This window comes from Paenibacillus sp. CMAA1364 (genome assembly GCF_054373195.1).
In genome coordinates, this window is record NZ_JBITNB010000011.1 from 1 (window position 1) to 26,999 (window position 26,999).

Here is a 26,999-nt window from a genome sequence, read left to right on the forward strand (position 1 = left end):
CATACAAAAAAAGGGGCCCCTAGCCATTTTCATGACTTATGGGACAGCCCCTTTTTGAATAATCACGAGTGACTACAGATTTAAATTATTACCAGAAGGATTTAGTGATAATAACCAACAAGATGAATAATACCAAGATTGCACCAGTGCTAGTAAACATTCCGTATCCGCCACAACCGCCTCTTACCTCTTCTACTCCGCTCATATTCATTCCCCTTTCGCAACATGTTGTGTTTCTGTACTACACGGTATTCTATGTCAAAAGGGAAATCGATGCGTGGGTATTACCCCATTAAATTAAAAAAGAAGGAATGGATAGGCGATTATGCTAGATTAGGATTGTAGATCCAGAATACCTTTATAAATTAATTCGTATAAATCCTCCAAGTATTCTTCGTCAATGCATGAGAAGGCAATTCGTAAATCATGCTCTCCCAAAGCGATCGTTCCTACACCGTATTGTTGAATCAAATGGATACGCAAGGCTTCAGCTTTGACGGTCTTTAATTTGAGGCACATGAAATATCCTGAGTTAAACGGATAATAATCCCATACCTTACGGTAATCTTCATTATCGAGCAATGTCTTTACACGATTAGCACGACGCTTCATGATTTGGAATTTCTCTTCTTTTTGTGCTGTGAATTCAGGTGCATTCAGTGCTTCGAGCACGAAGGTCTGAGAAGGGTGTGGTCCACTGGATATCGTTGCACGGATAATACCAAGTGTCTTTTGTTCAAGAGCTGCGAGTACATTCGCATTCTCCGAAGCAAAAGTGATGAATCCAACACGGAACCCCCATACGAATTCTTCTTTCGTTGCTCCGTCTATTTTGATCGGCAGTACGCGCGGATGAATATCGCATAGCTTACCGAATAGTGATTCCTTCATAGAATCTTCGAAGAAAAGTGCGAAGTAAGCATCATCGGTTATGACAACAATATTGATTCCTGCATTTGCAGCTTCTTGGATGACAGCCACAATCTCTTCGCCTTCCTGAAGTCCTGGCGTGTAACCTGTTGGATTGTTAGGAAAATTGAGTAGAACAATGGCTTTACCTTTGTCTTTTTGAGCGAATATAGCTTCTTTCAGTCCAGCACTATTAAATGACATATCCTCTGTAAACAACGGATAATTAACGATGTTGCCATGGCGACGTACGCCAAATGTTAACTCATAATTCTCCCAGTTCTTATCTGGATAGATGACCGCATCGCCTTCATTAACGAATAAGTCTGCTACAATGCTAAGACCGTGTGTCAATGCATTCGTAACAACAGGATGACCGAATGACTTATTATGCAAGGAAGGATTCTCTTGCAGCATCTTGTTCCGCCATGCACTTCGAAGTTCCGGCTTACCTGCTGGAGGGGCATAAGTATACAGATCCTTAGGTTGGAATGCGGATAATTTGTCTTGAATAACCTTTAAATGCATAGGAATTCCGCCTTCTGTGGCGATTCCAATCGTCGCATTATATTTCTTAGCGTGCGCAGATGCTTCAGCAGATTGGCTAAGAATACCTTCCTTAGGGAAATAAATTTCCCTCCCAAGTGTTGATAACATGTCGTACACATGCTTATTTCCAGTCTTTATATTCTCATTTAACTGTCCAGCAAGTTGGTTCATACCGTCCATCCTTCCAAGTTTGTATAATATGAGTATTCTTCCGATTTAGCTGGACATATTATACCACCTAGTGAGAGAACAGTCACTGACAATTACTAAATCACGATCAATTCTAGGATTATAGTATAATGAATGAACAAATAGAATGAGAGAATGCCAAAATGTTAGGTATGAAGTAGTTGGATTGTACATTGGGGGGGAATTGGACATGCTATATGCCGCACCATCTTCGTTCGAGATTAAACCATCTTTAGCCAAAATTGTATGTGAGCCTACATGGAAATGGCAATATAGAGAGAAAGGACTGCCCAATTATGACTTGTTCTATGTCTGGAGCGGTGAAGGTACACTTGTAAGAAATAATAAATCATATGACATTGGACAAGGAAGTTGCTTTTTATTCCGACCAGGGGATCATACCCGTGCAATTCATAACCCACAGAAACCATTAATCTTAAGTTATATACATTTTGACGTATTGGAACCAATAACCGATATTCCTAATCCCTATCGCATCATTCGAGACACTGTAGATTTTGAATATATGTTAGCCCGATACGTAAGGTTATTTCTGGTGCCAACTTATGCTGCAAAGGATGAAGGTCAGCTCGTTCTTAAGCAGTTGATGATCCATTTATTGCGTGAAGATCGTGATGAGCCTAAGGAGAAAAAGGTGAGTAATCATTTGTCAGAGGTCATTCATGAGATCGCGAACTACCTACAGCAACACCCAGGTGTTCCACATCGTGTTGATGATCTAGCTGCGCGTGCCGGGTTATCCACCCGTTATTTCTCCAGCAAATTCAAAGAGATTATCGGTATATCTGTTCAAACATTTATGATTAAGACGCGTATCGAGCGTGCACAGCACTTACTCCTATATGCAGGGATGAATGTGACAGAGGTAGCTATCACATTGGGTTATCGGGATATCTTCTTTTTTAGTAGACAATTCAAACAATATACGGGTCATAATCCGTCAGAAATTAGATAATTGTGGGGAAGGAAATAAAGATGACTAAGATTAGACTTGAAAAGGTTGCACTAATAACAGGATGTTCGAGTGGCTTCGGCCTTCTGATCTGTTTGGAACTCGCAAGAAAAGGATTCAGTGTCGTTGCGGGGATGCGTAGCGTAGAGGATCAAGATCCATTAATGGAGGCTGCTAAAATCGCAGGTGTGGAAGCCTTCATTGAAGTCATCGCGTTGGATGTGAGAAATGAAGAACAGGTGCATGCTGTTGTGAAAAGAATAGAAGATCAATATGGTCGGCTGGATATATTGGTTAACAATGCAGGTGCAGCTTTTGGAGGTATGATTGAAGAGGTATCGCTTGCAGTATGGAAGGAGCAGTTCGAGGTTAATTTCATAGGGATGGTCTGTGTGACTCAAGCGGTACTCCCATTAATGAGAAAAGGCAGAAAGGGACGTATCATTCAAATGAGTAGCATAAGTGGGGTAGTTGGATTTCCTGGCTTAGCTCCATATGCATCATCTAAATTTGCCGTAGAAGGGTTTAGTGAGAGCCTTGCTATGGAAGTGAAGCAGTTCGGTATTGATGTTGTGTTGGTAGAGCCTGGGGCTTACGGAACGTCTATCTGGTCAAAGAGCTTCTCTCAATTACACCATGCATCAGATTCACCATATAAACAGCTTCTGAATCGTATTCTTCAATATACAGAACGAACTGCGAAAGATAGTGGTGATCCTTTGGATGTCGCTCGACTTATCGCAAAAATCACCACAATGTCTTCCCCTTCTTTTCGTTATCGAATCCCAAAAGCAACCACAATAACGATGTTTACGAAACAAATGCTGCCAGATCGTTGGTTCCAGGCGATAATACGCTATTTATTGAACAAAAAATCTTAAGAATGATGGACTTGTGTTGTAGCATGCAGTTCACCAAGGCTTTGTCCCATTCGAACGGCATCTCCAGGTTTAAGATCTTCTCGCGCATGAAATGTACCATTCTCCATCAGAAGGACAATCGTTGATCCGAATTCGAAATAAGCTAAATCATCACCTTTACGCCATGCATTCACAGTCGCATCTGTATATTGAATGCTACTGACGTTCATCGCACCTACTTTGACAACAGCCACTTCTCCACATGAATGTGCTATGTACGTAATCAGTCTCTCGTTACGACTTAATACGGACGGCATATGTGTCATGCCGAAATCATTTACAGGGTATACTCGTCCTTTAATATGCTCGCTCTCTGTTTGAACGCCTGTCACAGGAGAGTGAATCCGATGATAATCCGTTGGACTTAGATAAAGAACAAATACATAACCGTTCTTATAGAGTTCCAGATGAGGAGAATGATGAAGGATCTCCTCTACTGTATAATTCTGGCCCTTTACATTTAGTATCGTACCTGACGAAATATCACCCATTGCTGTGATTGTGGCATCTACTGGACTCGTTAAAGAATGTTCACCAGAATCAATGGGTCTCATACCCGGTTTCAGACGACGCGTAAAGAATTCATTCAGAGTTCGATATTCACTAATGTCTTTTTCCGCTTCAGATGCGGGTATATGATAGTTACGTATAAATGTTGGGATGACGTATCTACTTACGCTGCTATGAGAAAAACGTCCCATCATTTGGGATATTGATTTTCTTGAAGAGAGTTCCGTCATCAATCGAAGTATTTTTTTTGCCATTGTTATTCTCCCTTCAGGGGTTCATATTCGCTCTGTAATATACTGGCATAGATTAGATGTTAAATCAATGGATTCTTATAGCGAACCCCACGAAGGGACATATCATTGCTTATCTATTAAATAACGTGCATAAGCCATAGGCTGATAATATGAATCTTTCCATGTAGACAGCATATTCGCTTTTCGGAACCCGTAGCGCTGATCACGTCCATTACATTCAATGAAATATGGAACACCCTCCGCAGTTAATCCAATATCAATCCCTACATCAGCAAGCCATGGAAGATGGATGCTCAACCTCCAAGCCATTTGTAAACAAATCTGTTCAATGTTACGGATCAAGTAGAATGGTGAATATGTCGTAATACTATCCTGAAGAATGGATTCTACAGGATAAGCGACACCCCCTTGTGCAATGTTGGAGACGAAGAGATTTGATAAGGCTACCTTTGCATACATCCCTGTTATAGCCCACTGACCTTGTATACCGCGTTGCACCGTGACACGTAGATCATAAGGATTTCCTTGGTATTCTGCCAGAGAGATACGCTGTTGAATGAGAAAAGGGACGCGGGATATACGGCGTAACACGATCGGAGGCAGTTGTTCTGGAGTGAGACTCTTCGTAACCCAACCCCCAGTACCGGGCGATATGGAATAGGTAAGTCTCCATGTGGAATGAAGGTAATGAAGACGCATGATACCCTGACCTATGCTTCCGCTGCATGGTTTTAGAATAATATCGTTATATTGTTTCATCATGCTGCGAATAGTGGTTGGGGTGGCAATATGAGTATTGGGAAGCAACCTAGATAATGCTGGACTAGAAGCTAATAGACGATGGACATCATCTTTGCCATAACGGTTACAAGAATTGAACAGAATATATCCTTGAGCGACTAATGTATTTATTTTGAGATGTGCGTTCTGAGTGAAGTATATGGCCCTATTATGAATTACTCTGGGAATGGGGAGATTCATTCGAACATAATCATATTTATTTCGTACATAAGCGACACATCGTCCTGTTGTTAAATGGATATCTTCTAACCTTAGGAAACAAGGAGTCAATCCATATAACTGAGCGCCCTCTTCATAATTAGTTATAGATTCTTGACCCGTTTTACGACGAGGTATACCACGGTACATGCTTGCATTAAGCAGAATACCTACATATTGCTGTTGCATGACCACACCTCCTTGTCTGATATTCGAATCATAAACATGTCTTTATATAGTGTACTTATGAAGCATGGAATTGGTATGGACGATTGTTCTAAGTAGATAGCATAATATTCGTTCTCCTGTGACAAAGGCCTATCTTAGTGCATAAGATGCTAATGACGATAGATAGCAGGAAGGAGATTAATGCATTGAATAAGCCCAAAAAAAGAACAATGAGTAAAGGGAAAAGACCTCTGTTTTATGTAGATGATCCGAACAAACATGAATTGAATCTAATTGACAAATCCAAATCAGTCTCCGAACAGAATCAATTAGAACTAAGAATCCATTCAGGAACATCTACGCTAACACCACCAAGTACAAAGGAAATTCCAACGGTTATTACTGAATCTTTCACACAAGAACCAGTACTAGTACATCAGGTAGAAGAAGTTGTGGATATATCTTATATTGAAAAGGATACAATCGAAAAAAGAATTATGGATAAGCAACATCCTAAGCAGAAAAACGCATTTATATATTCAGATGATATAACACAAGGTGCGGTGACATCGGATAAAATTGCTCAGCGAGCGATTGACACATCCAAGATACAGATTAGTAGTATCAATAGCGATCTATTACAGGATCATGTGGTCCAAAGCATTCATCTGTCAGAAGGGGCTGTTATCTCAACTAAGATTGCGCCTGGTTCCATACATGCAGCACATGTTCTTCATGGAGCGATTGGGTCAGATCATATCGGAGATCAGGCGATCAGTGGTGCTAAGTTAAAGGATGGCAGTATTAGCTCGGAGAAGTTAAGTGACCGAACAATCGATGCGAACAAAATCGCGGATTCCTCGATTCAAAGCAGGCATTTAAGTCACATGAGTATTGGAGGTTCGCTGTTACAGGATCAAGCCATCTCGGGTGAGAAAATTCAGAACAGCGCCATTCAAACAACCCATCTAGCAAATGAGGTAGTGGACAATTCAAAGATGGCTGATCTGTCTGTGACCGCGTCCAAGATTCGTGATGGTGCAGTAATCGGAAATAAAATACATGAAGGAAGCATCGAAGGTAAGCATATACAGAGATCTGTCATTATGCCATATCATCTTGTGCCAGAGTGTATAGGAACAGACCAGATTATACGTAAAAGCATTGGTCCAGAGCAATTAGCTCAGGGCTCGGTGTACGCTAGACATATTGTAGAGGGTGCCGTAGACTCAGCTCAACTAGCAAGTAATTCCGTTCGAAGTGAGCACATAGAACATGAAGCGATCAAGAGTAAGCACATGAGTGATGGCGTGATAAGGTCTCATCATATTGCGGATCATAGCATCAGTTCTGTAAAGCTAACGGATCAATCTGTAGGAACCACACAAATGATCGATCAGGCCATTACAACTTCAAAGATTTCAGATCAAAGTATTATCGGAGCCAAAATCGTTGATGAAGCTATTCAGACAAGACATCTTGCAAAGTTAGCAGTTCAAGGGCATCAGATTGCTACCCGTGCGATTAAATCGAGTCACCTTGATCATCATGTGGTATCATCCCAGCATATTGCAGAAGAATCGATCTGCGAACAACATATCAAGGACGCTTCAGTCACTGCTAATAAATTATGTAATGAAATCATTAAAGAGTTCCATTTAGGTGTCGAGGTGGTATCAGGACGAACGTTGGCAACGAATAGTGTGACTACTGACAAACTTGCTAAAGGAAACATTACGAATGATAAATTGGCAGAATCTACAATCACGTCTAGTAAAATAGCCAAAGAAGGCATACAATCTCATAATATTGCCAACGACGCTATCCGTGAACAACACATTTCGGCAGATAGTGTAAACGGTCTTGCAATTCAAAAGGAGTCCATTCAGGATAGTCATCTAGTGAATGGTTCGATCTCTTCTCGACATGTCCAGCCTTTAAGTATTGGATCGTCTCTTATCCAAGATGAATCGATAACGGCGACAAAAATCGCATCATCTTCAATAAAAGGGCAGCATATTTGTTCGAAGTCTGTTCTTTCTCAACACTTAGGTGATCATGTGGTCACATCCCTTAAGCTTTCCCCAGAGAGTGTATCAACGGATAAGATAAGTGAGTCGGCAGTAACGACATCCAAGCTAGCCGATGGCAGTATTACACAGGGTAAACTTGCACAACAATCTGTAGGTTATGAGCAGTTAGCTCAAGGCGCTGTATCGACGGAAAGTATTCAAAACGGTGCAGTGACTGGAGAAAAGATAACTTCGGATTCCGTGGATGGACGTATCATTCGATTGGAGAGCATAGATGGGGCACATTTGAAAAAAGGAGCTATTTCGACAGAGCATATACAGACTGCGTCCGTAGTCGCTGAGAGTATATCTGATGGTGCGGTGAGCGCTTCGAAACTTGCTGATCATAGCGTCAGCTTATCACATTTAGCATATACACCTGTAGTTACCTCGACCAGCGTTCCTGCTATGCAACAGTTCGGAATATGCACTTTCGAATTTATAGATGAAGAGCGTGACATGGAAGTAAATGTTTCGTTTGAACAAGCATTTGAGCATACCGGTTATGTCATTGTTGCGATGTGTAATGATCGAAACTTCTATGCATCGTTGAAATCTCAACTGAACGATTCAGCTATAATTGAAGTGACAAGGCAACAGGTTACTGAGGTTGGAATCGGTTGTGTCTCTTGGATAGCTATAGGTGCAACCATGTAACCAAAGAACCATCATGAACTATATATATTTAGTATGAGCGCGGATGATAGATTCCGCGCTTTATTTGCATGCAACAGCAAGCTATTTACTTCACGAATGTACATAAGCCGTTACCGTGGGATGGATGCAACATAAAATGTGAATAGATGAAGAGCGTCATGCTAACCCATTTGAAATGTGTGAGGTGCTAAGCGATGAGTATAACAAGGAGATCCCACTCTAGAAGTCGACCCCAAAGAACTGTCAAGCAGAGAAGACGCGTATTTACAAATGATCATGAACCTGTCGTATCTGTTATCATTCCAGCTCTGAATGAACGGCGAACGATAGGTGCAGTTATTCAAGAAGCATTCCATGTTCATCCACGCACAGAAGTCATTGTAGTAGCCAGTGGTTCCACAGATGGAACGCAAAAAATCGCCGCACAATGTGGAGCTATCGTTATTCATGATGAGTATCCTTTAGGGCATGATGTAGGACGATATGTCGGTGCACAAATAGCCAAGGGGGAGGTACTGTTATTTGTGGATGGTGATATGGTCATACCCTCTTTACAACTAGCTCCATTCGTTCAAGCTGTTCTGTCTGGAATAGACGTTGCACTGAATGAATACCTAGGCCCACTTCATCGATCTCCAGTGCATCGTGTCATTGTGTCCAAGCATATTCTGAATATTATGTTAAGACGTGCAGATCTTAGTGGCGTATCTATGACAACCGTTCCCCATGCTATAAGCCGTAGAGCATTACATGAGATCGGTGTAACTCATCTCGCCATACCACCACTTGCTCTAACGATAGCGCAATCCAAAGGATTAAAGATCCAAGCCGTTCATAACATTCATGTGGGCAAGCTGAATCCGCGTCGTCTAACTAGAGCTATACCCGATCCATTAGAACGACTGATCACAGGGGATCATATGGAAGCTATCTCCTGGTTACTGCAAGAGAAAGGTTCACGTGGTGGTTTCACGGACTTACATCGATTGCGACATAAGGTGAGGTGAACACATGAGGAAGAGACTTGTCAAGATGAAACGAACGAAAGTAAGAAAAGGAGCAAATACAAAGAGAAAGAGATTAAGAAAGAAATTAAAATATAACTACACAGCACCACAAAAACGTAGATCTGTTCGACTAGTACGAGGAAATAAAGATGAACCATGTGAAGATGTATCCACATTAGCACGTTCAGCAAGCGTAGTGATATCCGTGTGTAATGAACAAGATACCATCGGTTCCATATTATCCGAAATGGATAAGCTTCCCCTATGCCAAGTTATAGTCGTGTTGAACGGATGTACGGATCAGAGTTTTGAAATAGCAAGGCGTTACCCAAAGGCTATCATTATCCATTATCCAGAAGCGATTGGGCATGATGTTGGACGGGTGATAGGAACTAAATTAACAAAGGCTGATATTGTCCTATATATCGATGGGGATATGCTCGTTCCAGCAAGCGAACTCATGCCATTTCTAATCGCTGTAGACCAAGGAGTGGATGTGGCGTTGAACGATATCACCTCACTGCTTCCGCCGTTCGCCAGACAAGATCAGGTCACGCATTGTAAAAGATTTCTAAACCAAGTATTAGGAAGACGAGATTTGATGGCGAACTCTATGACAGCGATTCCTCATGCTCTTTCTAGAAGAGCGATTCAAGCAGTAGGTGTACTATCGTTGATGGTGCCACCTAAAGCTCAAGCGTTAGCGATTGTGAAAGGACTTAAGGTAGCTGCGGTTCATCAAGTTAATGTCATTACTCGTAATCGCATCAGGCAACACAACGTAGCTGTAGGTAATGATGTAACACAGCTCATTATTGGTGACCACTTAGAGGCACTGGACACGGTAATTAAGTTGATTGGGAAGACACTATACATGCCCAATGAATCCAGGTCTGATCTTGCGAAGAGGAGGAACGGTGCATGAGCTTAACTAGCATTATTATTCCCACATACAATGGATTACATTTGTTAGCGCCATGCATCGATGCCATTCGACAGTATACCGCTGTGCCATACGAGATTATCGTGGTGGATAACGGTTCGACAGATGAGACGTTGGCATATTGTCTAAAGGAATCGTTGATATTCATCTCCCTACCTGAGAACTTGGGATTTCCTATAGCTTGTAATACAGGAATGTCGGTGGCAAGCGGGGACCAAGTGGTTCTATTGAACAACGATGTGATCGTCTCACATCACTGGTTGGATCATATGTTGATTGCACTATACAGTGAAGACGAAATAGGAATTGTAGGGCCTATGACAAGGTATGTAAGTGGCATACAACGAGTGGATTATGTATACGAGAATTCAGAACAATTTCATGCATTAGCACGGAAATGGAATATTTCTGATCCTTTAATATGGCATAAGACGGAAAGAATAGTAGGATTATGCTTCTTATTGCGAAGAGAACTCATGAATGTAGTTGGACTATTGGATGAGCAATTTTCACCAGGACATTATGAAGACGATGATTACTGTTTTCGAGCTAGGGCTCATGGTTACAAGCTCATCGCTTGCGGGGATGTACTAGTACACCATGTAGGAAGTGCTAGCTTCAAGCTATTATATCCTGATGGATGGCAAGAACTTATTCAGCGTAACCATCAACTTTTTATCGACAAATGGCATGTTAATCCACATCAATTTATAGTTCAATCCTAAAGGAGGAGAATCGACGTGAAGGGTATTATATTGGCAGGTGGAACGGGGAGTCGATTGTATCCCTTAACGCAGTTGTTAAACAAACATCTACTTCCTGTAGGTAAGCATCCCATGATCTGTTACGGTATCGAGCGCCTTAGACAGGCTGGCATCGTAGATATCCTTATTATATTAGGCAAGCAATCGACGGGTCTGTATACGGAATTCTTGGGTGGTGGAGAGAGATACGGTGTAACCTTGACCTATAAAATACAAGAAAAAGCAGGAGGCATTGCGCAGGCATTGAAATTAGCTCAAGGGTTCATCCCACTAGGAGAGAGATTTGTAGTCTTGCTAGGGGACAACTTATTTATGGATGATTTGACACCTTATGTGAAACGATTTGAACGACAATCAACGGGAAGTGCTAGAGTCCTACTGAAACCTGTTCAGGATGCGCGAAGATATGGTGTACCCGTGTTTGATAAGGACAACGCCAAATTGATCTCACATATCGAAGAAAAGCCAACACACCCGAAAAGTAGTTATTGTGTAACAGGAATATACATGTACGATGATGCTGTATTTGATCTGATTGACCAAGTGACACCATCGGATAGAGGAGAACTAGAGATCACAGATGTCAATAATATATATGCTAATAATCAAGCACTTCAATATGATATTTTACAACAATGGTGGAGTGATGCAGGCACGTTTGATTCTTTGAGGGAAGCTGGGTTAAAGATGCGGGACATCAAACCGTGAAATGTTAAGAATGCTTCGATTATTCGTAAGGAGGAGATGGAATGCCATCAATCCTACCAAGGTTAGCAAACGGAAATGATAAGAGAAAGAGACATAAACAGCGTAACATTAAGCCGACATCCTCCAAGAAATTATTTCATAAGAAAATGAAAAGCCATGTATCTAGAAAACGGTATCCATCTCTTCGCAAGAAGAAATCTTCTAAGCCATCAAGAATCCCTTCACATGTAATAGAAGATTCATCCAACTTAGGGTATTCAACGGACCCATCTGAGGTTGAGGTTGGGGTGGAAGTGGAGAAAGCGCAGTCGAACGTAGAAGATTATCAGGCAGGATATCATACAGGGTATTACGAGGGTGGGGAGGCACGTGTTCTTGCACATATCCCTCCCCACACCATTCTTCCGGAACTGACATGTGATGATGTCATTGCAGCGGGTGTTCGTAGTCTATCACCTTCATTCATGGCATTGTTAACAGCGTACGCTGTATATGAAGAAATGCAAGAAGCTATGAATGTAAAGAGACCATTATCTATCGTTCGATTAGGAGATGGCGAGTTACTTGCACTGGCAGCGGGTACGGTACTATCTGTGGAAGAAGCGATGAAATGGGGACCTTTTCTACCTCAAGCTGGTTATAATATGACGGATATTGCTGGAAGACAACAACTGGTCATGTCTATTAGACAAGCGAATATTATAGGTGTGCCATTATCAAGATTTCCAACTTTCCAGGGTCTATTGTTTCCTGTGCTTCAATATTTTAGTATTCCATATCGTATGCTACGAATGACGAGTTCTACATTGAACTATGAGTTGAATGAGTGTAAACTATTTGCCCCTTTGCTTCGTAATAGAAGAGTGATTATCGTGGGGAATTCAGCACAGTCTCTTGCCGATAGACTTGCCCAAGAGAATATTCATATTGTAGGTGTAGTATCGCCAGTGAATGGGATCTCTCATATTGAGGAAGTGATGTGTTCGATCAGATCATATGACTTCGACCTTGCATTAGTATCCGCGGGGATACCCGCCGTTATTATTTGCGAAAGAATTGCAACGCAAATGGGAAGAGTAGCGTTAGATTGTGGGCATCTAGCCAATAAATTAATTGCAAATGAAGTTCCTTTTCAATAAGGCAGGTGATTAAGAACTCATGTATTCAAAAAAATGGGAGCGTTATAATCGAGGTTACAACAAAGGATATGCAGAAGGAATGAAGGCAGGTCAACAGTCGTACAACAATGTATTCGAAGGCACTAGCATCATTATACCAACGTATAATCAGAGGGATTATCTTATCCAATGTATTGACAGCATAGAAAAGAATACGACTACTCCATATGAATTAATTGTGGTAGATAATGCTTCGGATGATGGTACTGCTGAATATTTGCAACAACGAAATAAGACGATTAGGTGCTGGATTCATAAGCAGAACTTAGGATTTGCCGGTGCAATCAATACCGGATTAATGATGGCAAAGGGGACAACAATTCTATTGCTCAATAACGACATATTGGTGGGAAAAGGGTGGTTAGAACTTCTCCTTACCTGCTTATTAAGTGACCCTAAGATAGGCGTAGTAGGACCGGTCACGAATTATATCGGCGGTCCACAACAAATAGAAGTTCCTTATGAGCATGTGGATCATATGTGGGCATTTGCTACACAGCATAATGTTCATGACCCGAGCAAATGGATAGAAACGAAGCGATTAGTGGGCTTCTGTCTATTATTTAGACGTGAACTATTCCATCATGTTGGTTATTTGGATGAAGGTTATCAAGTCGGTAATTTCGAGGACGAGGATTGGATTGTGCGTGTCAGATTACTAGGGTATAGATTGATCATTGCGGGTGACTCTTTTATCCATCATTACGGTAGTGTCAGTATGAAAAGCCTTAGTGAAGACATGTTTCATAAAGTAAATATAGCGAATGAATCCTTGTTTCATAAGAAGTGGGGCTCACTGGATGGGCGAATCGAACAAGTGAACTCATATTTACAAGGAAGTGATTCCAGTCTTCATGAAATTTGTTATTCTCAGTTCTATCCTACACATATTTTCATAAAAGGATTAAACGAAGCCGTATATTATCTAAATCGTGGTGTCAAACATCTGGTTACAGGCCAAGTGGAAGCGTCAGTTATACGTATTTCTCAACTTGAGATTAGACAAATCCCTGAAGGTAGACCTTTGAGTGTAGATGAGATTTGCTTCAATGAGAAGTATTTATCTACTTCAGATGGATATCCCTATTATATTTATTATGTACGATCACCCGAAGGGACATTAGCTCAAATCGATAACGGGATTCGTAGAGAGTGGTTAACGGATTATGCGTTGCTTAGTTGGGGTTGTGAAGGACGGGTCATTAAGCAAGTTACAGAGGCACAATGGGAACAATGGGTAGAAGGGTTACCGATTCTTCCAAGAACTCATATTCAATCGGATCTCCTATAGATAGGCATAAGCCCGGCACTGTCATGTTCGCCGTGGCATATGTTATAGCAGGCTAGTGTTAGTAAGCCCTCGATACGGCATGTTTCTATAAAAGGGGAGATTAAATATGCAGAATAAAATTACGGAAATGGTTACGCATATATCCCATTCGCATCAACAAATGGCTCGTGTCATAGACTCTCAGCGACATGTCGCTGTACGTATGTCTCAAATTGTTCATAGTCTCCCAGATGCGAATCCTGATTTCCAAGGTGTAGATGGAATTATCGAAAGCTCTAGTCGTGTCAATAAAAGTATCATATCCTACTTAAACAGTATTGCAGAATTGGAAGAATCCATAGCCGAGAGCTTAACACAAGTCATGAAGGAAATGGGTACGTCAGATGAAGAGTAGGGAAGAAGCCTATCTGCAAATCTTGGATGCCGCCGTCAAAATGCAGTGGAACATTGCGATGATCTTGGAAGCCAAAGCGGTGGAATCCGAAAAAGTGCGGAACTGGACGATCAATCATGTGAATGCAGCAGATTTCAAGAACCACGAGGATCAGTTAAAGGAACCTATTCTCATACATGATCAATTAGTAGAATTAATAGAAGCCATAACGAAGATGCAGAGCAGCTTATCTAGCAACCTCAAAGCGATATTGATAGATGAGAGTGGTGAAGACTCAAGTGAGAATGGATTCGGCAACTTGTTCGGTGGTGGTGACGAATCACTGGATGCGGGAGATTACGATAAATGAGTGCATCGCATGGCGTGCAAGAAGCGAAGATTGCCATGATGATGTCCATTGCACATAGTCAAGAATCTCTGGCACGTATCTTAGCTAGTATGGCAGATGTGCCAGTCCAATCAGAGAAGGTAGCTGCTCACCTCTCTGAGAATATGGTCATGATGACCAAGCTTCAACATGCAATGTGTGAGATGCTATCGGGCATCTCCATACACCGTAAACAATACGGAACTCCTACATCACCCTGGTTGAATGCAGATTATATCATAGATAACGTTGTAGCCCGAGGAGAACAGGAGGTATATTAGAATGCTTAAACACACAGTGAAATCTAGAAAAAAACAAAAAAAGGTGCTTACTACACGTAAATCTAAAGTTATAAAAGGGAAAAAGTTAAAGAGTAAAAGAAGTCATAACCGATTGAAATTAATTCGATTAAAAAAGAAACATCAATTATATGTTAAACGAAAACGACGTAAAGCTGGCCATTCTAAATCTAATCGTAGATCGGTGAAAGCCTTATCCAAACAGACAGAGCCGAATATAGTCCATACAGATAACTATGAGGAAGCGTATAACAAAGGATTCAATTCTGGATTTGCCAAAGGTTTTGAAGATGGGAATCAATTAGAGTATCAATCGCAATAACCTTCAATAGAGACGAGTAACTTCTTTGATAGCTGCATTTATGCGGCTTTTTTGTCGTCTAAGAAAGCCAAGATACAAGAAGGACAAAAGCCAATTTTATACGAAGCGGGTAGCTGTCCATGATACGTTAACTGTTCTCGCATATACCTATACAGACCGTAGAATATTGCATTTATCATAGATGGATTAGAAGGAGTGAGGGTTGTCGTGAGAAGTCGAAAGAGCCTAAAGAAAAAAGCAATCATCCATCCTGAGGAAGAAGCGAGATTCAGAGAATTAGAAGAGGGATTTACAAAAGGTCATGATGAGGGTTACTTGCGTGGAAGAGCTAACGCAATCATGAATATACCACTCGAACCCGTACCGCAACGCCCATTACGAATTCTATATGTTTCATCGGGCAAAGGATATCCATACTCGCCATTAGATGAAGCTATCATTCATACGTTGCAGCGTATGGTGGCAGAAGTAACCATTACTGATCCTAGACAGCCCATTGTAGAAATCGCTACATCGATGATGCCAGATTTAACGTTGATCTTAGATGGCATGGATGTTCCTGTTGAACACGTTGATGCGATTAGACAACATGGCATTCAGACAGCCATTTGGCTTACTGATGATCCCTATTATACCGACATCACAACGCGATTAGTTCATCATTATGACCACGTATTCACGTTAGAATTAAATACCGTATTCTATTATCGTCAGATGGGTTGTCCAAGCGTTCATCATCTTCCTTTTGCTGCTCATCTAGAACATTATAGGCCCACTACAATGCTATCTCCCATTCGAAGAGATATTAGTTTCATTGGTTCAGCGTATTGGAATCGAATCGAATATCTTCATCCCATATTACCTCAGTTGATGACCAAAAATATGATGATTAATGGGATATGGTGGGATCGTCTACCTAGGTATCAAGAATACAGTTCTCAAATCGAGGTAGGAAAGTGGATGGAACCGATAGAGACTTCTCAGGTATACAGTGGGAGTAAGATCATATTGAATCTACATCGCTCTCACCTGGATGATTCGGTGAATAACAATATGTTGAAGATTTCAGGCATATCGCCTAATCCGAGGACTTTTGAAATATCTGCTTGTGCTACCTTACAGTTGGTTGATCAGCGGGACGATTTAACTCGGTATTATACACCGGGAGTTGAAATTGAGACGTATTCAAGTCAGCAGGAGTTGCTAGACAAAGTAGATTTCTACTTAACGCATGAGAAAGAACGATGCGAGATTGCCCTGAACGCATTGAAGCGTACAGTGAAGGATCATACCTACGTGAATAGATTGAATGAGATGCTAAATATTATTTTTAGCTAGTCATCGCTAGGGAATAGGAGGTGAATAGGTTCCGTGTCACATCATAGATTAACAGTTCTAATCTTTTCACATGTAGCTAATGCAAATAGTATTACTGGCGCAGAGAAGCTACTCCTATTCTTCTGTACACAGCTGTCAGCCATGTTCGATTGTACACTTGTGGTACCCAATGAGGGTAAGTTAACGCAGCAAGCAAGAAAATTAGGAGTGAACGTAGTGGAATTACCACTTCCTTTAGTATATGAGATGTATACACCTACGTGGAATCTGGTGCAGCAAGTGGAAAGTCTAAAAGATACGCAAGCGTATGGATCACTAAAACAATTCATTCTAAGTCAATCGCCAGATATGATCTTAACGAACACATGTGTTCACATTCTACCAGCCATGGCTGCAAAAGAGCTTAGAATTCCAATCGTATGGAAGGTAACGGAGATGATAGCTGCCAATGAATTCACTCCTATAGCTGTGAGTTTAATTGATCGTTATAGCGATTGGATAATTAGCATCTCTGAGGCGGTAACTTCTTGTTTTCCACAGGAAGTAATTCAATCGAAGCTAACTGTTTTATATCCTTCCTTGGATGAAAAGAAGCTCCATAAAAATGTCTTTTTAGAACTCCGCGAGCAGAAGAGGAAAGCTCTCCATCTGAACAAGAATCATAAATTGGTAGGTTATATATCTTCTTATCTAAGTCAGGAAAAAGGTCTGCATTATTTCATTGAAATGGCATTAGAAGTGTTAAATATAGAACCAATGGCAAGATTCCTAATTATTGGAACACCCATGGATGAAGCTTATTTATATGAATGTCAAAGCATCATTAGAGATTCGCAAAAAGAAAAGAATTTCGCCTTTATAGCGTATGAAGAATCTGTTCAGGCGGCTTATTGTGCCATGGATATCGTTGTCGTTCCAAGCATCGTGAAAGAGGGGTTTGGATTGACTGCACTGGAAGGAATGTTATATGCAAAGCCTGTTGTTGCATTCTCATCTGGTGGATTGTGTGAAATTCTAGAAATAGCACAAATGAGAGAATATTTGGTGGAGCCTGGGAACACGGAGCAACTGAGCAGTAAAGTATGTCAGTTATTAGCTATGGATGACTTGGGCGTTAATCTGGGTGGAAAGAGCCGTGAACTTGTTCAATCTTTTTTCGGTGAAGATCAATACAACGCACGTTTACAGCAGATGATCGCGATTTGGATGCATCAGTATCCAGGGTGGTTCTTACCGCATCATCAACCTGAAGAAACAGAGATAACTGTGCATCATGCATTGGAACAAAAGAAGCCTACAAGGAAAAAGAGAACGAAGCGTAACCAGCGAAAGAAATTACGCCTTCATAGAAAAGTGCGTAGAAAAAAACAGATCAGAGTACGAAAGAAATTCAAACTTAAAAAAGTGAAGGTTAGAAGGAAAAGAAAGATTGGTGCTCGTAGAAAGACAAAAAAGAAATAATGAAACACGAGGGAGTGAGCATATGAAGATTATGACGATCTTAGGTACGAGACCTGAAATTATTCGCCTTAGTCTCATTATATCGTTGTTAGATCGTTATGCCACACATCATATACTGGTGCATACTGGCCAGAATTTCACTGCCAGTCTAAGTGACTTGTTCTTCAAAGAATTAAACATTCGTACACCTGATTATATGTTGAATACACAGCAAACCACACTAGGTGGGCAACTGTCGGGTATGTTCGCACGGCTTGAGGAAGTTCTTATACAAGAAAAGCCTGATAAAGTGTTGTTGCTAGGAGATACGAACAGTGCATTATGTGCCATTCTAGTTGAAAGATTAGGTATTCCTGTTGTGCATATGGAAGCGGGTAATCGTTGCTTCGATCTTGATGTGCCAGAAGAGAAGAATCGCAAGGTGATCGATGCCATATCCTCCATCAATATGCCTTATACAGAACAGAGTAAACAACATTTAAGAAAAGAAGGGTTCCCAGATCATCGGATCATATTAACAGGCAATCCCATCTATGAAGTGATGAAATATTATGAGGACGATATCAATAAGAGTGATGTCATCCATAGATTAAATTTGAAGCCACAGCAATACTTCATTGCAACGATGCATCGGGCGGAGAATGTCGATCGTTCTCCACAGCTCCTTGAAATTATGAAAGGATTAAATGGTGTAGCGCAAATGTATGGATTGAGAATTATTTGTAGCATTCATCCTCGCACGCGATCACGTATATCTAAGGACCTTCAATTGGTGATGCATCCACTTGTAGAGTTCCATGAACCATTTGGATTCTTTGATTTCATCACATTAGAGAAGAATGCCTGTTGTGCGATTACAGATAGTGGAACCGTGCAAGAAGAATGCTGTATCATGCATGTCCCTGCCGTTACGATACGACGTTCGACAGAAAGACCTGAGACGGTTGATTGTGGGAGTAACATTGTCTCCGGTGTACATGCCAAGGGAATTGTTGATGCAGTCACAATGATGATGAATCTGCCTCATCGTTGGGTATGCCCGCAAGGATATTTAGTTGAGGATGTAAGTTATAAGGTTGTTAAATTTCTATTAGGAGGGAATTCAGATGTTCAATAATCAACGTGTTTTGGTAACTGGTGGAACCGGTTCTTGGGGATATGAATTAATTCGTCAACTCCTTCCGCAAAATCCTGAAGAAATTATCATATTCTCACGAAATGAATCAACGCAAGTAGCTATGAATCGTTCATTCGAGGATAAGCGGCTGAGATTCTTTATTGGGGATATTCGGGATAAGGATGCTTTAACAGCGGCATGCCAAGAGGTGGACTATATCTTCCATTTGGCTGCGCTCAAGCATGTTCCGGTCTGCGAAGAACAACCGTATGAAGCATTAAAGACAAATGTGGTAGGCACTCAAAATGTTATTGAAGTAGCTATTGAGAATCATGTGAAGAAAGTAATCTATATTTCAACGGATAAGGCCGCGAATCCATCTAACTTTTATGGGTTAACTAAGGCAATTGGTGAGAAGTTGATCGTGTATGCTAACTTATTACGCTCACAGACAGAATTCGTGTGTGTAAGAGGAGGTAATGTGCTCGGGACGAATGGCAGTGTAGTACATTTGTTCACAGATCAGATTGAGAAGAAGAAGCAAGTACGAATTACAGATCTAAACATGACGAGATTCTTCCTCACGCTCAAAGAAGCGATAACGCTGTTGTTCAAGGCTTGTGAAGAGAGTATTGGTGGTGAGACGTTTGTGATGATGATGCCTACCTGTCGTATTGTCGACCTAGCTGAGGTTCTAATTGAAGCCTCAGGACATCAGAACGTTCAAATTATCGAAGCAGGCATTCGACCTGGCGAGAAGATTCATGAAATACTAATGAGTGATTTCGAGAGTAAAACAACGGTTGTATATGATGAACAATACCTAGTCATTCTGCCAACGGTAGATATCCCTCGATTGAAATTACATTATAAGAAGTACCCAGCTGTTCCATTTAGTAGCTTCAGTTCCGAAGATAACTTGATGAACAAAGAAGAGATAAAGGAGATTCTAATTCAAGGAGGATTTCTAGAATGAGAATCCTCATTCTAGGTGGGAATGGCATGGCAGGTCATATGCTTGTGCAATACTTCCAAAGGCAAGGACGTCATCACGTGTTCTATACCACACGTGATAGTATGGATAATAATGGTCTTATGATTGATCTGAGTGATAATCATTTGTTACAACACCTGATCCAGATGCTTCGACCTCATGTCATCATAAATGCAGTAGGAATTCTAAATGAATATGCAGAGAAAGATCCTGTTCAAGCGTACGATATGAATGGCATTTTCCCCCATCGACTTCGCGAACTAGCAGATCAATATGAGGCTAGACTCATTCATATCAGTACGGATTGTGTATTCCTAGGAACAAAAGGTAGATATACAGAAATGGAGCCACCTGATGGGGTCAGTGTCTATGCTAGATCTAAAGCATTAGGCGAAATTCATTCCGAGCGTCATCTTACGATCAGAACATCGATAATAGGTCCAGAAGTACGTAGGAATGGAATAGGTCTGTACAATTGGTATATGTTACAACAAGGTGCCATATTAGGCTATTGTAATGTAATGTGGAACGGTGTGACGACATTAGAATTAGCTAAAGCAATAGATGTATTTATTGAAAAGAACATTTCAGGATTGATCCATCTTGCACAGTCGCAACCTATTCGTAAGTATGATCTTTTACAACGATTTCGTACGCATTGGAATCCATCCGTCGTACAAATTGTACCCAATAGTGACATGGTTCAAGATAGAACATTATTATGTACGCGTACAGATCTAGAATATGAGCCAGCTTCTTATGATTTAATGCTAAAGGAATTAGCATATTGGATCAAAATGACATGAAGAAGAGAACAATTCTGATTACAGGTGCTTCTGGATTTACAGGAAGGCATGCATGTCGTTATTTCTCGGAAGCGGATTACCATGTCGTTGCAGTTGTCCGGAATAAAGATATGGTGAAATTCCATTCTTCTATTGAAGTGAAAATCTGTGATTTAACGAATCCGAATGATGTTCAATCATTAATAGCAGAAGTTCATCCGGATGAAGTATTACATTTAGCAGGAAAAGTCTCCGTAGCGGAATCTTGGGAACAACCGATGTTATATATGCAGACGAATGTGTTGGCTACATTATATCTGTTGGACGCTATGAGATTATTTCCGAAGAGCCGCATTCTTATTATAGGTTCTAGACTCCAATTTGAGGGTAGTTCTACTCCGCAACCCCCTCATCCTTATAGCCTCAGCAAGACCATGCAAATGTTGGCGACGCAGTCTTGGATGTCTTTATTCAAACAATCAATTGTACTGGCTGAACCGAGTAATCTCATCGGACCGGGACCTTCAGCTGGTATATGTTCATTATTTGCCAAATATATTGTAAATGTGGAAAAGGGACTTGTTGAACCTAAGTTCAGACTAAGCTCCATATCGGAGACGAGGGACTTCTTAGATGTTAGAGATGCCGTCCGCGCTTATGCAACGATTCTTACTTCTGGAGTACCTGGTACGGTATACCCTGTATGCTCGGGTGTTGAGAGATCATTAGGTAGCATCACGGAACAATTGATGAGTATGACCGATACGCCCATTCATTTGGAATATGGAAATGACATCAAACCATCTACGGTCACATCATCATCTCATGCGCTACAACAGCTAGGTTGGACAGTGACCCAAGATTTCATACAATCTATGCAAGATATTATTCATTATTATCGATATGAGGGAGTGGAGAGTCATGACATCTAAAGTGACGATTGTTATTCCGTTCTTCAATGATCCATACATTCCACAAGCTGTAGAGAGTGCCCTCACACAAACGTATCATAATATAGAGATTATAGTCGTAGATGATGGTTCAATGCAGTATGCCCCATTGCTGAAGCCGTATCTTTCTCATATATATTATCTTGGTAAGAGTAACGGTGGAACCGCAAGCGCTTTGAATCATGGGATAAGAAATGCATCAGGTGATTACATTGTGTGGTTGAGCTCAGATGATATGTTATATCCAAATAAGATTAAAGAACAGTTAATGTTCATGCATGAGAATCAGTCATTTATTTCTCATACGAACTTTAATATCATTAATGGATCCAGTCATATTACCCAACATACAGCGGGTATTCATCCCTATACGGAGATTGAACTGTATACAACGTTACTAGGGGCTAATCCTATAAATGGTTGTACAATCATGTTTAAAAAAGATATTGTTCGTTCTGTGGGTCTATTTAATGAAGCGTTACGTTATACACATGATATCGATTTATGGTACAGAGTTATTCTAAGCGGATATTCTCTCCATTATTTGAATCAATGTCAAACGGCATATCGATGGCATCCAAACATGGGAACGATCAGACATCAGACAACGATTGAAAAAGAACTACACGAAACGCAAATAAGATATCAGTCTTCCCTTCGCAGGTTGATTGCTTCGAAGGGAGGATAAAGATTAGAATTACTAATGGAACATTAATGATTCCAAGCGGGTTCGCAGCGATGATATGCTGCGAATCCGCTTTTTTAATTTTTTATTATATAGTGCTCAATAAACAAGTACTTTAATGAGTGCAAAACCTTTCCAGCATAGCAATTAAGACAAAAGAGCATTCTATAATGTGTTAAATAAGAAAAGCATTATCCAAAGGAGGCTTCAGTGTATGCGAACAAAAACAGTCAGTGTATCATTGTTATCTGCAGCTCTTATTATGGGAATGACCGTTACGGGATTAACGGGGTGTGGAACAAAAAGTGCAGATAATCAGAATGTAACAACGAAAAGTGTGAGGAACCACACCAATTCAATGGGTAAAGACCATATGAATCGGTATGGTGTCAATTCCGTTAAAGATGACAATAATCTCATCACACGCAGTGACAATCGAATGGGCAATTTAAGGTACAGCGAGGAACTATCCAATAAGATATCCAGTATGAAAGAAGTGGGTATGGCTAAAGTGATGATTACGAATAACAATGCTTATGTAGCCGTATCCATTAAAGACAGTACGAATATGCACGGGATGTCAACGAAACCTAATAATATGGGAAAAGTAAACAATGGGACTACACCTATTGGAAGCACCGGAAGAGATGGAAGCATGGGAGGAGATATGACCGGGGCTCCTACACGATCACAATCTTCTTCGAATATGACTACACCATCTCAACCCTATTATAGTACGAATAACAATCAAGGATATGGCATGATGAGTACAGAAGAACCCAATATAACGAGTGAAATCAAGAACAGGATTGCGGATATGATTAAGAAGAATGATACGAGCATAAAGAACGTATATGTGTCGGCAAATCCTGATTTTGTAGAACGTATAGGTAATTATGCAACGGATGTGACCAATGGTCACCCTATGCGAGGTATGGCTGATGAATTTCAATCATTAGTGAATCGAATATTTCCGACACCATCTGGGGATTTGAATATGACAGACGATCATAAGATGATGAATCCCATGGGACGATAAAACGAGTAAATATATAGCTTGAAGAATAATGCCACGAACCTGGAAGAAACGGGGGACGTGGCATTAGCTATATCTACATAAAATATAAGCGTACAAAAAGAGCCTATTTTTCAAGCAACAAAGCACCAATAATCTCTTTATTCCATAGAATGAGTTGACTGTATCCCTCAACCTTGTTATACCATAAAATCCCTAGGCAAGGAGGGGTGACAACATTGAAGGGAAATGAGCACAATAGTAAATTTTTACTGACCCATCGTGAACGAGAAGTTTTTGAATTGCTCGTTCAAGATAAAACGACACGAGATATCGCCGGTCTATTATTTATAAGTGAGAAGACGGTGCGTAACCACATTTCCAATGTCATGCAAAAGCTAAATGTCAAAGGCCGTTCGCAAGCTGTCGTAGAGCTAATCAAGCTTGGGGAGCTAAAGATATAGTTGCTGTTCATTTCCAAGTGCATGCGGTGAACCTTCGTTTATCCTTAGGGATAAACGAAGGTTTCTTCTTGTGTGCATATACATTATTCATCAATTCGTGTAGAATTGTTCTGCTTAAGGATGTATGTGAATCTATACACAATTGATGACCGAATGAATGACAAATGTAACGGACATCTATCCTTATCAGACAAAGACATAAAAGAAATATGGGGGATGGAAGAAATGATGAAGAGTAACAAGATTAAGAAGGGATCACTAATCATGATGTTGGTAGTCATGATGGGTATTCTTACTGTTGGTTGTGCAGTAAATAATAATGGGAATGCGAATAGTACAGGGGCAGTGAAAGAGAATATACCTTCACTATCCCTAGGGCTTATGCCATCGATTGATGCTATTCCATTCATTATTGCACATGAAATGGGTTTTGATCAGGAGCATGGGGTTAACTTAGATATTCATAATTTCAAAAGTGCAAAAGACCGTGATGCCGCATTTCAGGCGGGACAATTACAAGGGATCAGTACCGATCTAATCGCAATTTCAATCTATAATGAAGCAGGAATGGATGTAAAGATTACGAGTACAACCTTTGGGGAATTTAATTTATTAACAGGGGTTGATGGAATAAATGAAGTCAAAGATTTAAAAGGGAAAACGGTGATTCTGTCTAAAAATACATCCACACAATACACGGTGGCTATGATGCTTAAACAAGCAGGTCTAGCAGAGGATGTTATCACCATAACCGAAGTGCCTCAAATACCGACTAGATTAGAGCTACTGAAGAACAACAAGGCAGATGCTGCCATCTTACCAGATCCTTTTGTTACCATGGGTAAAGCATCTGGACTTAAAGTGTTAAGTTCTACGACAGCAGCGGGTGTGAAACCATTTGTATTGGCATTCCCTCAAGAAATGATCAGTTCCAATGAACAAGCTATTCTTGCTATGTACGCAGCTTATGATGATGCAGTTACCTATCTGAAGACGCATGATCAATCAGAATATATAGATATTGTCATCAAAGTAGTTGGCTTTCCAGAAGACTTGAAGAAGGACATTCAAGTTCCTGACTATTTACTTGCAAATCAAGTGGATGTAAAGGATGTGGAATCTGCATTTACATGGGCAAGAGACAAGGGATTACTCACCAAAAACTTAACACCTGAAGATGTGATTTCTAATGTCGCATTCAAGAAATAATGGACTTAGAATAAATAATCTTAGTGTTGAATATACCAATGGGCAGTCGGTGCTAAATCGACTTCAATTAACCGTTCCGGAGCATGGCATATATTCCATCATTGGACCATCAGGTTGTGGAAAGTCGACGATATTACGTGCCATTGCTGGTCTAATTCCGACGTATCAAGGTGAAATATCCTATAATGATGAAACGTTACATCATCATCCAAGATTGATTGGACTCATCCCTCAAAGCTACGGACTGCTTCCTTGGAAAACCGTTGAATCCAATATCCGAACGGCTATGAGAATAAGTCATCCGGATCGAAAATTAAAACAGGCTCAACAACAGCAAATCAAACACTGGCTTGAATCCATGGGAATTGGTGCATTGGCTAATCGGTACCCGCTCTCCCTTAGTGGGGGGCAACAACAACGGGTAGCGATTGCTAGAGCCTTTGCAATTTCACCCACAATTATGTTGCTAGATGAGCCCTTCTCTGCATTAGATGCGATCACGCGTGAATCCATACAGCAACTATTCTTAGACAATTGGAGGAGTAACCCAACTACGGCATTATTTGTTACACATGATGTGGAGGAAGCAATTCTACTCGGCGAGAAGATCATCGTGATGCCAGCTAATCAAGAAGAGCCTTACGAAATCATTGATAATCCAATATTCCACATGGCGTATGAAGATAAGCGGAACAGTGACGAGTTCTATCAGCAGGTGAAGACAATTAGAAAGGTAATGCTCAACACATGGTAAAAAATCAAAAGAGACGTTCTGCTGTTACTGTATTATTCGTGTTCATAGGTATGAATATCGCTTGGTATATCGCTTACCGGTTGATTAATCATCCGATTCTTCCGAATCCGATAGCTGTTTACAACGCTTTGGCACAAGTCGGAGCCAAAGCGATCGGACTTCATGTATATTACAGCCTGAGTAGGATCTTTGCGGGTGTATTTCTAGGATTAATTTTTGGTTTGTTCATAGGGTTATTGATGGGCCGATCAAACACGTGGAATAAAATTTTAGATCCGGTCGTTTATTTGACATACCCAGTCCCTAAGATCGCTTTATTACCTGTGGTTATGCTATTTTTTGGTCTTGGAGAAAGCTCCAAAATTCTGATGATCATGTTGATTTTACTTTTCCAGGTTATCATTTCAGTTCGTGATGGTGTTAAAGCAATCCCAGAACATACCTATGATGTGTTGACGAGCATTGGAGCTAGTAACTTACAGAAGTTTTGGCATGTAACGTTACCGGGTGCATTGTCCGTTATTCTTAGTACCATTCGCATATCGCTGGGGACCGCTATTTCAGTGCTATTCTTCACTGAGATCTATGGAACTGAACATGGAATGGGCTATTTCATAATGGATGCATGGTTAAGGATGAACTATGCTGAAATGTACGCCGGTATTATGCTATTCAGTTTCGTTGGTTTCTCTTTGTTCTTGTTTGTAGATTATTTGGATCATAAATTCATGAAATGGCGGAATTGAGTACGAAA

General features: G+C 40.6%; 29 protein-coding genes. 25 read left to right on the forward strand and 4 right to left on the reverse strand.

From position 1 onward, the window contains the following. Window positions 1-88: 88 nt before the first annotated feature. Window positions 89-205: a YjcZ family sporulation protein gene (locus ACH8E3_RS08935; RefSeq protein ID WP_458632281.1), complete on the reverse strand. Its 117-nt coding sequence runs from the start codon at window positions 203-205 to the stop codon at window positions 89-91. Window positions 206-333: 128 nt separating this feature from the next. Further along, a complete protein-coding gene (locus tag ACH8E3_RS08940) occupies window positions 334-1,629 on the reverse strand; it encodes an aminotransferase class I/II-fold pyridoxal phosphate-dependent enzyme (protein WP_458632282.1) in 1,296 nt (431 codons plus the stop codon). A 208-nt stretch (window positions 1,630-1,837) separates the two neighbouring features. Here ACH8E3_RS08940 and ACH8E3_RS08945 point away from each other — a divergent pair, with 208 nt between their 5' ends. Both ACH8E3_RS08945 and ACH8E3_RS08950 read left to right on the forward strand, forming a co-directional pair. Then, on the forward strand, window positions 1,838-2,623 hold the full coding sequence (locus ACH8E3_RS08945) for a helix-turn-helix domain-containing protein (RefSeq protein ID WP_458632283.1): 786 nt from the start codon (window positions 1,838-1,840) through the stop codon (window positions 2,621-2,623). A 20-nt stretch (window positions 2,624-2,643) separates the two neighbouring features. Further along, entirely contained in the window at window positions 2,644-3,501 is an 858-nt protein-coding gene (locus tag ACH8E3_RS08950) for an SDR family oxidoreductase (RefSeq protein ID WP_458632284.1), read from the forward strand. Here ACH8E3_RS08950 and asd read toward each other — a convergent pair. Then, window positions 3,498-4,304, reverse strand: a complete 807-nt coding sequence (gene asd / locus ACH8E3_RS08955; protein ID WP_458632285.1) for an archaetidylserine decarboxylase — start codon at window positions 4,302-4,304, stop codon at window positions 3,498-3,500. The two genes, ACH8E3_RS08950 and asd, sit on opposite strands and share 4 nt — an antisense overlap. 102 nt (window positions 4,305-4,406) lie before the next feature. Continuing rightward, window positions 4,407-5,492: a YheC/YheD family endospore coat-associated protein gene (locus ACH8E3_RS08960; RefSeq protein WP_458632286.1), complete on the reverse strand. Its 1,086-nt coding sequence runs from the start codon at window positions 5,490-5,492 to the stop codon at window positions 4,407-4,409. 185 nt (window positions 5,493-5,677) lie between these two features. Here ACH8E3_RS08960 and ACH8E3_RS08965 point away from each other — a divergent pair, with 185 nt between their 5' ends. From ACH8E3_RS08965 to ACH8E3_RS09075, 23 genes are all read left to right on the forward strand, one after another. After that, window positions 5,678-8,200, forward strand: a complete 2,523-nt coding sequence (locus tag ACH8E3_RS08965) for a WIAG-tail domain (protein WP_458632287.1) — start codon at window positions 5,678-5,680, stop codon at window positions 8,198-8,200. 194 nt (window positions 8,201-8,394) lie between these two features. Continuing rightward, on the forward strand, window positions 8,395-9,207 hold the full coding sequence (locus ACH8E3_RS08970; RefSeq protein WP_458632288.1) for a glycosyltransferase family 2 protein: 813 nt from the start codon (window positions 8,395-8,397) through the stop codon (window positions 9,205-9,207). Between the two features lie 25 nt (window positions 9,208-9,232). Beyond that, window positions 9,233-10,132: a glycosyltransferase family 2 protein gene (locus ACH8E3_RS08975; protein ID WP_458632289.1), complete on the forward strand. Its 900-nt coding sequence runs from the start codon at window positions 9,233-9,235 to the stop codon at window positions 10,130-10,132. Next, window positions 10,129-10,875, forward strand: a complete 747-nt coding sequence (locus ACH8E3_RS08980) for a glycosyltransferase family 2 protein (RefSeq protein WP_458632290.1) — start codon at window positions 10,129-10,131, stop codon at window positions 10,873-10,875. The genes ACH8E3_RS08975 and ACH8E3_RS08980 overlap by 4 nt, the downstream gene beginning before the upstream one ends. Before the next feature lie 15 nt (window positions 10,876-10,890). Continuing rightward, on the forward strand, window positions 10,891-11,622 hold the full coding sequence (locus ACH8E3_RS08985; protein ID WP_458632291.1) for a sugar phosphate nucleotidyltransferase: 732 nt from the start codon (window positions 10,891-10,893) through the stop codon (window positions 11,620-11,622). 41 nt (window positions 11,623-11,663) lie between these two features. Next, a complete protein-coding gene (locus tag ACH8E3_RS08990) occupies window positions 11,664-12,761 on the forward strand; it encodes a GT-D fold domain-containing protein (protein WP_458632292.1) in 1,098 nt (365 codons plus the stop codon). A gap of 19 nt (window positions 12,762-12,780) precedes the next feature. Further along, a complete protein-coding gene (locus ACH8E3_RS08995) occupies window positions 12,781-14,091 on the forward strand; it encodes a glycosyltransferase family 2 protein (protein ID WP_458632293.1) in 1,311 nt (436 codons plus the stop codon). Between the two features lie 106 nt (window positions 14,092-14,197). Next, window positions 14,198-14,485 (forward strand): nucleoside-diphosphate sugar epimerase, encoded by a 288-nt coding sequence (locus ACH8E3_RS09000; protein WP_458632294.1) that lies wholly within the window; start codon window positions 14,198-14,200, stop codon window positions 14,483-14,485. Then, window positions 14,475-14,834 (forward strand): restriction endonuclease subunit S, encoded by a 360-nt coding sequence (locus ACH8E3_RS09005; RefSeq protein ID WP_458632295.1) that lies wholly within the window; start codon window positions 14,475-14,477, stop codon window positions 14,832-14,834. The genes ACH8E3_RS09000 and ACH8E3_RS09005 overlap by 11 nt, the downstream gene beginning before the upstream one ends. Next, on the forward strand, window positions 14,831-15,133 hold the full coding sequence (locus ACH8E3_RS09010; protein ID WP_458632296.1) for a hypothetical protein: 303 nt from the start codon (window positions 14,831-14,833) through the stop codon (window positions 15,131-15,133). The genes ACH8E3_RS09005 and ACH8E3_RS09010 overlap by 4 nt, the downstream gene beginning before the upstream one ends. A gap of 1 nt (window position 15,134) precedes the next feature. Then, a complete protein-coding gene (locus tag ACH8E3_RS09015; protein ID WP_458632297.1) occupies window positions 15,135-15,473 on the forward strand; it encodes a hypothetical protein in 339 nt (112 codons plus the stop codon). Between the two features lie 240 nt (window positions 15,474-15,713). Continuing rightward, window positions 15,714-16,811 (forward strand): CgeB family protein, encoded by a 1,098-nt coding sequence (locus ACH8E3_RS09020; RefSeq protein ID WP_458632365.1) that lies wholly within the window; start codon window positions 15,714-15,716, stop codon window positions 16,809-16,811. A 33-nt stretch (window positions 16,812-16,844) separates the two neighbouring features. Beyond that, window positions 16,845-18,272 carry a glycosyltransferase family 4 protein gene (locus ACH8E3_RS09025; RefSeq protein ID WP_458632298.1) on the forward strand — a complete coding sequence of 476 codons (1,428 nt, stop codon included), beginning with the start codon at window positions 16,845-16,847 and terminating at the stop codon, window positions 18,270-18,272. Window positions 18,273-18,294: 22 nt separating this feature from the next. Continuing rightward, a complete protein-coding gene (gene wecB / locus ACH8E3_RS09030; protein WP_458632299.1) occupies window positions 18,295-19,389 on the forward strand; it encodes a non-hydrolyzing UDP-N-acetylglucosamine 2-epimerase in 1,095 nt (364 codons plus the stop codon). Continuing rightward, the gene (locus ACH8E3_RS09035; protein ID WP_458632300.1) at window positions 19,379-20,365 is read left to right on the forward strand and encodes a polysaccharide biosynthesis protein; all 987 of its coding nucleotides are present in this window, start codon (window positions 19,379-19,381) and stop codon (window positions 20,363-20,365) included. Before wecB ends, ACH8E3_RS09035 begins: the two co-directional genes overlap by 11 nt. Further along, a complete protein-coding gene (locus ACH8E3_RS09040; RefSeq protein ID WP_458632301.1) occupies window positions 20,362-21,189 on the forward strand; it encodes a dTDP-4-dehydrorhamnose reductase family protein in 828 nt (275 codons plus the stop codon). The genes ACH8E3_RS09035 and ACH8E3_RS09040 overlap by 4 nt, the downstream gene beginning before the upstream one ends. Beyond that, the gene (locus ACH8E3_RS09045) at window positions 21,186-22,100 is read left to right on the forward strand and encodes an NAD-dependent epimerase/dehydratase family protein (RefSeq protein ID WP_458632302.1); all 915 of its coding nucleotides are present in this window, start codon (window positions 21,186-21,188) and stop codon (window positions 22,098-22,100) included. The genes ACH8E3_RS09040 and ACH8E3_RS09045 overlap by 4 nt, the downstream gene beginning before the upstream one ends. Further along, window positions 22,090-22,806, forward strand: coding sequence for a glycosyltransferase family 2 protein (locus ACH8E3_RS09050; RefSeq protein WP_458632303.1), 717 nt, complete (start codon window positions 22,090-22,092; stop codon window positions 22,804-22,806). The genes ACH8E3_RS09045 and ACH8E3_RS09050 overlap by 11 nt, the downstream gene beginning before the upstream one ends. Before the next feature lie 211 nt (window positions 22,807-23,017). Further along, window positions 23,018-23,842: a YhcN/YlaJ family sporulation lipoprotein gene (locus tag ACH8E3_RS09055; RefSeq protein WP_458632304.1), complete on the forward strand. Its 825-nt coding sequence runs from the start codon at window positions 23,018-23,020 to the stop codon at window positions 23,840-23,842. Window positions 23,843-24,057: 215 nt separating this feature from the next. Continuing rightward, the gene (locus ACH8E3_RS09060; RefSeq protein ID WP_458632305.1) at window positions 24,058-24,282 is read left to right on the forward strand and encodes a helix-turn-helix domain-containing protein; all 225 of its coding nucleotides are present in this window, start codon (window positions 24,058-24,060) and stop codon (window positions 24,280-24,282) included. Between the two features lie 225 nt (window positions 24,283-24,507). Beyond that, entirely contained in the window at window positions 24,508-25,491 is a 984-nt protein-coding gene (locus ACH8E3_RS09065; RefSeq protein WP_458632306.1) for an ABC transporter substrate-binding protein, read from the forward strand. Beyond that, the gene (locus ACH8E3_RS09070; protein WP_458632307.1) at window positions 25,472-26,245 is read left to right on the forward strand and encodes an ABC transporter ATP-binding protein; all 774 of its coding nucleotides are present in this window, start codon (window positions 25,472-25,474) and stop codon (window positions 26,243-26,245) included. Before ACH8E3_RS09065 ends, ACH8E3_RS09070 begins: the two co-directional genes overlap by 20 nt. Further along, complete coding sequence (locus ACH8E3_RS09075; protein ID WP_458632308.1) at window positions 26,239-26,991, forward strand: ABC transporter permease; 753 nt, start codon at window positions 26,239-26,241, stop codon at window positions 26,989-26,991. The genes ACH8E3_RS09070 and ACH8E3_RS09075 overlap by 7 nt, the downstream gene beginning before the upstream one ends. Window positions 26,992-26,999: the final 8 nt, after the last annotated feature.

Bases quoted from the DNA above. Each gene is read 5' to 3' on its own strand.
- ACH8E3_RS08935 (WP_458632281.1), bottom strand. From the start codon at position 205: ATGAGCGGAGTAGAAGAGGTAAGAGGCGGTTGTGGCGGATACGGAATG.
- ACH8E3_RS08940 (WP_458632282.1), bottom strand. From the start codon at position 1,629: ATGAACCAACTTGCTGGACAGTTAAATGAGAATATAAAGACTGGAAAT.
- ACH8E3_RS08945 (WP_458632283.1), top strand. From the start codon at position 1,838: ATGCTATATGCCGCACCATCTTCGTTCGAGATTAAACCATCTTTAGCC.
- ACH8E3_RS08950 (WP_458632284.1), top strand. From the start codon at position 2,644: ATGACTAAGATTAGACTTGAAAAGGTTGCACTAATAACAGGATGTTCG.
- asd (WP_458632285.1), bottom strand. From the start codon at position 4,304: ATGGCAAAAAAAATACTTCGATTGATGACGGAACTCTCTTCAAGAAAA.
- ACH8E3_RS08960 (WP_458632286.1), bottom strand. From the start codon at position 5,492: ATGCAACAGCAATATGTAGGTATTCTGCTTAATGCAAGCATGTACCGT.
- ACH8E3_RS08970 (WP_458632288.1), top strand. From the start codon at position 8,395: ATGAGTATAACAAGGAGATCCCACTCTAGAAGTCGACCCCAAAGAACT.
- ACH8E3_RS08975 (WP_458632289.1), top strand. From the start codon at position 9,233: ATGAAACGAACGAAAGTAAGAAAAGGAGCAAATACAAAGAGAAAGAGA.
- ACH8E3_RS08980 (WP_458632290.1), top strand. From the start codon at position 10,129: ATGAGCTTAACTAGCATTATTATTCCCACATACAATGGATTACATTTG.
- ACH8E3_RS08990 (WP_458632292.1), top strand. From the start codon at position 11,664: ATGCCATCAATCCTACCAAGGTTAGCAAACGGAAATGATAAGAGAAAG.
- ACH8E3_RS08995 (WP_458632293.1), top strand. From the start codon at position 12,781: ATGTATTCAAAAAAATGGGAGCGTTATAATCGAGGTTACAACAAAGGA.
- ACH8E3_RS09000 (WP_458632294.1), top strand. From the start codon at position 14,198: ATGCAGAATAAAATTACGGAAATGGTTACGCATATATCCCATTCGCAT.
- ACH8E3_RS09005 (WP_458632295.1), top strand. From the start codon at position 14,475: ATGAAGAGTAGGGAAGAAGCCTATCTGCAAATCTTGGATGCCGCCGTC.
- ACH8E3_RS09010 (WP_458632296.1), top strand. From the start codon at position 14,831: ATGAGTGCATCGCATGGCGTGCAAGAAGCGAAGATTGCCATGATGATG.
- ACH8E3_RS09015 (WP_458632297.1), top strand. From the start codon at position 15,135: ATGCTTAAACACACAGTGAAATCTAGAAAAAAACAAAAAAAGGTGCTT.
- wecB (WP_458632299.1), top strand. From the start codon at position 18,295: ATGAAGATTATGACGATCTTAGGTACGAGACCTGAAATTATTCGCCTT.
- ACH8E3_RS09035 (WP_458632300.1), top strand. From the start codon at position 19,379: ATGTTCAATAATCAACGTGTTTTGGTAACTGGTGGAACCGGTTCTTGG.
- ACH8E3_RS09040 (WP_458632301.1), top strand. From the start codon at position 20,362: ATGAGAATCCTCATTCTAGGTGGGAATGGCATGGCAGGTCATATGCTT.
- ACH8E3_RS09045 (WP_458632302.1), top strand. From the start codon at position 21,186: ATGAAGAAGAGAACAATTCTGATTACAGGTGCTTCTGGATTTACAGGA.
- ACH8E3_RS09050 (WP_458632303.1), top strand. From the start codon at position 22,090: ATGACATCTAAAGTGACGATTGTTATTCCGTTCTTCAATGATCCATAC.
- ACH8E3_RS09055 (WP_458632304.1), top strand. From the start codon at position 23,018: ATGCGAACAAAAACAGTCAGTGTATCATTGTTATCTGCAGCTCTTATT.
- ACH8E3_RS09065 (WP_458632306.1), top strand. From the start codon at position 24,508: ATGATGAAGAGTAACAAGATTAAGAAGGGATCACTAATCATGATGTTG.
- ACH8E3_RS09070 (WP_458632307.1), top strand. From the start codon at position 25,472: ATGTCGCATTCAAGAAATAATGGACTTAGAATAAATAATCTTAGTGTT.
- ACH8E3_RS09075 (WP_458632308.1), top strand. From the start codon at position 26,239: ATGGTAAAAAATCAAAAGAGACGTTCTGCTGTTACTGTATTATTCGTG.